The organism is Streptomyces cahuitamycinicus, from assembly GCF_002891435.1.
Lineage (GTDB): Bacteria > Actinomycetota > Actinomycetes > Streptomycetales > Streptomycetaceae > Streptomyces > Streptomyces cahuitamycinicus.
Window position 1 is genome coordinate 1 of sequence record NZ_POUC01000560.1, and the last position, 4,242, is coordinate 4,242.

Annotated in this window: 3 protein-coding genes; all 3 read left to right on the top strand. The window is 73.6% G+C overall.

Annotation, left to right across the window (positions count from 1 at the left end; all coding sequences use genetic code 11):
- The coding region (gene cobT, locus C1J00_RS39195; RefSeq protein ID WP_245936687.1) for a nicotinate-nucleotide--dimethylbenzimidazole phosphoribosyltransferase at window positions 1–2,036 on the top strand (2,036 nt) is incomplete at its 5' end.
- 318 nt (window positions 2,037–2,354) lie between these two features.
- Entirely contained in the window at window positions 2,355–3,596 is a 1,242-nt protein-coding gene (cobA, locus tag C1J00_RS39200; protein ID WP_102913642.1) for a uroporphyrinogen-III C-methyltransferase, read from the top strand.
- Between the two features lie 63 nt (window positions 3,597–3,659).
- Window positions 3,660–4,242 (top strand): TrmH family RNA methyltransferase (locus tag C1J00_RS39205; RefSeq protein WP_102913643.1); only part of this gene is annotated, 583 nt, incomplete at its 3' end.

The following is a 4,242-nucleotide window of genomic DNA, read 5'->3' on the forward strand; positions in this document are numbered from 1 at the left end:
CCCCAGGCACCCCGGCACCCGGCGAGGACGTCACCGTCGTACTCCCCGCCCCGGCCGCCGAAGAGCAGCCGGGGCAGGCCGGGCGCCCCGTGCAGGGCCCGCAGCAGTCCCGGCCGGCGGCGCCCGAGACGCTGGAGTCCCCAGTGCTCGCGGCCACCGTCCCGGCTCCCCGCGACGGCGACGCCGAACTCGCCCAGAGCGCCGACGACCTGGACACCCGGGCCGCCGAGCAGGAAGACATCGCCGACCAGGAACGCCGAGAAGAGAGTGCGGCCGCAGTGGCAGAAGCCCGACAGTCCACCGGCCCCGCGGCCCCCGGCTACGACCCCGCCGAGCGCGAGGCCGTCCTGAAGGTCATGCGCGAACGCCGTGACATCCGCAACGGCTTCCGCAGCGACCCCATCCCGCACGAGGTGCTCCTCCGCGTCCTGGAGGCCGCCCACCACGCGCCCTCCGTCGGCCACTCGCAGCCGTGGGACTTCGTCGTCATCCGCTCCGCCGACACCCGGCGCGCGATGCACGAACTGGCCGTGCGCCAGCGCGACGCCTACGCGAAGTCCCTCCCCAAGGGCCGGGCGAAGCAGTTCAAGGAACTGAAGATCGAGGCCATCCTCGACACGCCGGTGAACATCGTGGTCACCGCCGACCCGACCCGCGGCGGCCGGCACACCCTCGGCCGCCACACCCAGCCCCAGATGGCCCCGTACTCGGCCGCCCTGGCCGTGGAGAACCTGTGGCTCGCCGCCCGTGCCGAAGGCCTCGGCGTCGGCTGGGTCAGCTTCTTCGACGAGCGCGAGATGGTCCGCGCCCTCGGTCTGCCCGAGCACCTGGAGATCATCGCCTATCTGTGCGTCGGCTACGTCGACGAGTTCCCGGACGAGCCCGAGCTGTTGCAGGCCGGCTGGTCCAAGCGCCGCCCGCTGTCCTGGGTCGTGCACGAAGAGACATACGGCCGCCGTGCCCTGCCCGGAGAGGAACCCCACGACCTGCTCGCCGAGACCGTCGCGCAGATCCGCCCGCTGGACGCCAAGGCGCTCGGCGAGGCGTGGGAGCGCCAGAAGCGTATGACCAAGCCGGCCGGTGCGCTGGGCATGCTGGAGATCATCTCCGCGCAGCTGTCCGGCCTGTCCCGCCAGTGCCCGCCGCCCATCCCGGAGCCCGCGGCCGTCGCGATCTTCGCGGGCGACCACGGAGTCCACGCCCAGGGCGTCACCCCCTGGCCGCAGGAGGTCACGGCCCAGATGGTGGCCAACTTCCTCGGCGGCGGTGCCGTCTGCAACGCCTTCGCCACCCAGGTCGGTGCCGAGGTCTGCATCGTGGACGTGGGCGTCGCCGCCGACCTCCCGGCCACCCCGGGCCTGCTGCCCCGCAAGATCAGGGCCGGCACGTCCGACATGACGACCGGCCCCTCGATGAGCCGCGATGAGGCCAGGCAGGCCATCGAGATCGGCATCGAGACTGCCCGCGACCTGGTCGCCGCCGGCAACAAGGCCCTGCTGACCGGTGAGATGGGCATCGCGAACACCACGGCGTCCGCCGCCCTGATCTCCGTCTTCACGGGCGCGGACCCGGCCGAGGTCACGGGCCGGGGCACCGGCATCAACGACGAGACCCTCGCCCGCAAGACCGAGGTCGTGCGCCGCGCCCTGGAGCTCCACCAGCCGGACCCGGCCGACCCGATCGGCGTGCTCGCCGCGATCGGCGGTTTCGAGCACGCCGCGATCGTCGGCCTCCTCCTCGGCGGCGCCTCCTTGCGTACGCCGGTGATCCTGGACGGCGTCAGCGCCGGCGCCGCCGCCCTGGTCGCCCGCGCGATCGCCCCCGAGGTCCTGGCCGCGTGCATCGCGGGCCACCGCAGCGCCGAGCCGGGCCATGTCGCCGCCCTCAACAAGCTGGGCCTGCGTCCCCTGGTCGACCTCGACCTCCGCCTCGGCGAGGGCACCGGCGCCCTGCTCGCCCTGCCGCTGGTCCAGAGCACGGCCAGGGCGATGCACGAGGTGGCGACGTTCGATTCGGCCGGAGTGACCGAGAAGTAGGGCTCCCGCAGCCCGACGTGGACCCGTGAGCGGTCGTTCCTGGACGGAGCGCCCGCCCACGGCCCACACGCCGACAGACGGACAGGGCGCCCGGCCACCGGACCACCGTGCCGCCTCGGTGGACGAACGGGGTGCCGGCCGCTGGGCCACCCTCGCCGCGTCGGCGGCCGGGCGCGGCGCCCAGCCGCCGGCCACCCGTGCCCCGCCGGCAGCCGGGCGGGGCGCCCAGCCACTGGACCACTCGCGCCGCCCTCCCTCCTGCCCACTAAAATCCGCACGTCAGGGCATCGAACACCGCCGCAACAGGAGCCGCACCTCATGGCCGAACACCCCGCCTACCCTGTAGGCCTCCGCCTCACCGGCCGTCGCGTGGTCGTCCTCGGCGGCGGCCAGGTCGCCCAGCGCCGCCTGCCGGCACTGATCGCGGCGGGCGCGGACGTCCTCCTGGTGTCCCCGGAGGCCACCCCCTCGGTCGAGGCCATGGCGGACGCCGGCGAGATCACCTGGCACCGGCGCCCGTACCAGGAGGGCGACCTCGCGGACGCCTGGTACGCCCTCATCGCCACCAGCGACCCCGACGCCAACACCGCCGCCTCCGCCGAAGCCGAGCGCCACCGGGTCTGGTGCGTCCGCTCCGACGACGCCGACCGGGCCACCGCCTGGACCCCGGCCACCGGTCACAGCGAGGGCGTCACGGTCGCGGTCCTCACCACCGACGCCAAGGGGCGCGACCCCCGCCACACCGCCGCCATCCGGGATGCGGTCGTCGAGGGTCTGCGTGACGGCACGCTGGTCGCCCCGCACCACCGCACCCGCACCCCCGGCGTCGCCCTGGTCGGCGGCGGCCCCGGCGACCCGGACCTGATCACGGTGCGCGGCCGCCGCCTGCTCGCCGAGGCCGACGTGGTCATCACCGACCACCTCGGCCCGCGCGACCTGCTCGCCGAACTGTCCCCGGGCGTCGAGGTGATCGACGCGGCGAAACTGCCCTTCGGCAGGTTCATGGCCCAGGAGGCCATCAACGACGCCCTCATCGAGCACGCGCGCAAGGGCAGGTCGGTCGTCCGGCTCAAGGGCGGCGACCCCTTCGTCTACGGGCGCGGCATGGAGGAGGTCCAGGCGCTGGCCGAGGCCGGCATCCCGTGCACGGTCGTGCCCGGAATCTCCAGCTCCATCTCGGTCCCGGGCGCCGCCGGCATCCCGGTGACCCACCGGGGCGTCGCCCACGAGTTCACCGTGGTCAGCGGCCACATCGCCCCCGACGACGAGCGCTCCCTGGTCGACTGGCCGTCCCTGGCCAAGCTGACCGGCACGCTGGTGATCCTCATGGGCGTCAGCACGATCGGCAAGGTCGCCGAGACGCTCATCGCCCACGGCAAGTCCCCGGACGCACCCGTCGCCCTGGTCCAGGAGGGCACGACGGCCGGCCAGCGCCGCGTCGACGCCACGCTCGCGACGGTCGCCGAGACCGTGCGGACCGAGGACGTGAAGCCCCCGGCGGTCATCGTCATCGGCGAAGTCGTGAAGGTCGGCCCCGCGGCCCCCGCGCCCCGGAAGTAACCCCGGGTAACACAACCGTACCGAGCCGTTGGCACCGCACCCAGGACAAGGCAGTATCACCCTGTGGCCGATCTCATCACCGTCGAGGATCCCGACGACCCGCGTCTGCGCGACTACACCGGCCTGACCGACGTGGAGCTGCGCCGCAAGCGCGAACCCGCCGAGGGCCTGTTCATCGCCGAGGGCGAGAAGGTCATCAGAAGGGCCAAGGAAGCGGGCTACGAGATGCGGTCCATGCTGCTCTCGGCCAAGTGGGTCGACGTCATGCGCGACGTCATCGACGAACTCCCCGCCCCGGTCTACGCCGTCAGCCCGGAGCTCGCCGAACAGGTCACCGGCTACCACGTGCACCGCGGCGCGCTCGCCTCCATGCAGCGCAGACCTCTGCCCACCGCCGCCGGTCTCCTCCGGACGGCCCGTCGCGTCGTCATCATGGAGTCGGTCAACGACCACACCAACATCGGCGCCATCTTCCGCTCGGCCGCGGCCCTCGGCATGGACGCCGTCCTGCTCTCCCCGGACTGCGCCGATCCCCTCTACCGACGCAGTGTGAAGGTCTCCATGGGCGCGGTCTTCTCCGTCCCGTACGCCCGCCTGGACACCTGGCCCAAGGGCCTGGAGTCGGTCCGCGAGGCGGGCTTCACCC

Bases quoted from the DNA above. Each gene is read 5' to 3' on its own strand.
- cobA (WP_102913642.1), top strand. From the start codon at position 2,355: ATGGCCGAACACCCCGCCTACCCTGTAGGCCTCCGCCTCACCGGCCGT.